Origin of the sequence: Falsiroseomonas oryzae (genome assembly GCF_027856955.1) — a bacterium.
Taxonomy (GTDB): Bacteria; Pseudomonadota; Alphaproteobacteria; order Acetobacterales; family Acetobacteraceae; genus Falsiroseomonas; species Falsiroseomonas oryzae.
In genome coordinates, this window is record NZ_JAPSMD010000949.1 from 1 (window position 1) to 714 (window position 714).

The 714-nt window shown below is 77.5% G+C and carries 1 protein-coding gene; it reads right to left on the minus strand.

Annotation, left to right across the window (positions count from 1 at the left end; genetic code table 11):
• Positions 1–714, minus strand: a 714-nt coding sequence (locus OZN99_RS32895; protein WP_270939372.1) for a peptidoglycan-binding domain-containing protein, incomplete at both ends; no start/stop codon positions are given.

The window sequence follows — 714 nt, forward strand, 5'->3', positions numbered from 1 at the left end:
CATCGAGCCGCTGCCCATGTTGCCCGGCGCGCCGCTGCCGCCGACCTGCGGCGCGTTGAAGGTGCCGCCGCCGGCGCCGCGCTGCGTTCCGGTGTTGCTGCCGGTGCCCATCGGCGCACCCGTGGTGCCCGGCGCCGTGCCGCGCACCATCGGATCGGCGTTGCTGGCATTCCCGCTGCCGGAGCCCGTCATGCCCGTGCTGCCCGCCTGGCCGCGCGTGTCGGCGCCGGTGCCCGTGCTGCCGCCCTGGCCGACCACCGCGCCGCCGCCCATGTAGGCGCGGTCCCGTTCCGAGGTGGCACGCGCGCCGGTGGTGCCCGTCGCGCGCGCACTGCCCGCGGACACGCCGAGGTCGCTCAGCATCTGGCGATCCGGGCGACCCGTCGCGTTCATGTTGTTCTGGCGCTGGTAGTCCATCACGGCCTGGCGCGTGCGTGCGCCGTAGACACCGTCCGCAGGGCCGGGGTCGAAGCCGCGCTGGCTGAGGGCGCGCTGCAACTCGCGGGTCTCGCTGCTGGCCACCGCGCCGCCGCCGCTGCGACCACCGGAGCGGGCGTTGCTGCCGGTCTCGACGCCGGGCACGCGCACCTCCGGGTCGCTCCACAGCGGGCGGCCCAGGTTCACGTCGCTCGGATCCGTCGCCGCGCCGGTCGCGGCACCGGCCGCCGCGCCGATCCCCGCACCTGCCAGCGCGCCCACCGGCCCGCCAAGGGC